The sequence below is a fragment of the Streptomyces sp. NPDC059696 genome, from assembly GCF_042733745.1.
In the GTDB taxonomy this organism is placed as follows: domain Bacteria; phylum Actinomycetota; class Actinomycetes; order Streptomycetales; family Streptomycetaceae; genus Streptomyces.
In genome coordinates, this window is record NZ_JBHWFG010000116.1 from 1 (window position 1) to 1,295 (window position 1,295).

Here is a 1,295-nt window from a genome sequence, read left to right on the forward strand (position 1 = left end):
ATTCAGCTCCGAGGACTGGGGAACGGCGCCGCTGAGCTTGCGGGACAGGGCGGTCAGATTATTCTCCAGCGACTGCGCTCCGGAGGCCACACCGGCTGCCCCGGTGGAAAGCTGCGCCGTGCCGTCGGAGAGGGACTGCGCGCCGGCGGCGAGGTCGCTGCTGCCCGCGGACAGTGCGGACGTTCCTGCGGTGAGGTCCGTGAGGCCGGAGGCCAGGGTGTTCGCGCCGGCAGAGAGGCGGAAGGCGCCGTCCTGCAGGGTGAGGGTCCCGTCGGCCAGGCTTCCCAGCCCGGCAGTGAGCTGCCCTGCACCGTCTACGGCGGAATCGATTCCCTCGGTGAGTTCACCGGCACCGGCCGCGGCGTCCCGGAGGCCCTCGCCGGCGTCGTTCAGGCCGACCAGCAGGCTCGAGGCGACCTGGTTGCCGAGCTGGGAGGAGACTGCCGCCTGAACCTGGGCCATTGCCTGCTTGCCCAGAACGCCGGCCAGGAAGTTGTTGGAGTCGTTGTAGTCGACCTTCAGCGTGGCGGATGACGGGTGTTCCGTGCCCACTGATACGGCGTTCGCGGAGAAGTCCCGCGGGATGGTCAGGGAAAGGTAATAGGTCCCGTCCGACACGCCGCTGGCAGCATCCGCAGCGTCCGTGGCATGCCAGTCCAGGTCAGCGCCGTCGAGCAGCTTGTGCTCGAGTTCATCCCCGGCGTTGAGGGGTTCGCCGTCGCGGACTGTTCCTTCATCTTCATTGACCAGCGCGACGGACAGTCCGTCCAGGTGCTTGTCGGGGGAGTCGAAGGCCCACAGGTACAGTGCGCCGTAGATCAGGGGAATGAACAGCATCACGACGACGGCGATCCTGGGCAGGGTGCCCCGCCGAAAACGGCTGAGTTCGGTCCCGGGGGAAAGCATTGCAAACATCAGTGCGCCTCCATCAGCACGGTGGATGGCTCAATCCCAGAGCCGCTCCAGGGAAGGGTTGGCAGCGAGGCTGCTCCGACAACGACGGCGGTGCCGGCCGCAGCGAGCGCAGCCAGCCGTTCCTGAACCAGGGCACGCGCGCTGCTGCCCTGCAGCTGTTCAATGTCGTCGACGAACAGCACAGCGGGGTGGGACAGCATGGCCAGCGAGACGCGCAGCAGGAACTGTTCCGCTTCTCCCAGGTCCCAGATCACGGTTCCCGCGGAGGGGACTTCCAGCTGCCCGAAGACCGGTCCGCAGATCCGGGCCATCTGGCGGTCGGACACCCTGGGAACAAAACGCCACCACGGCGCCAGCCAGGCCAGGCGCTCACGCACGGC

Annotated in this window: 2 protein-coding genes; both read right to left on the reverse strand. The window is 67.6% G+C overall.

Annotation, left to right across the window (positions count from 1 at the left end; all coding sequences use genetic code 11):
* On the reverse strand, window positions 1–915 hold a 915-nt coding region (locus ACFV20_RS36985; RefSeq protein ID WP_385665525.1), incomplete at its 3' end, for a YhgE/Pip family protein.
* Window positions 915–1,295, reverse strand: a 381-nt coding sequence (locus ACFV20_RS36990; RefSeq protein WP_385665528.1) for a hypothetical protein, incomplete at its 5' end; no start/stop codon positions are given. The genes ACFV20_RS36985 and ACFV20_RS36990, both read right to left, overlap by 1 nt.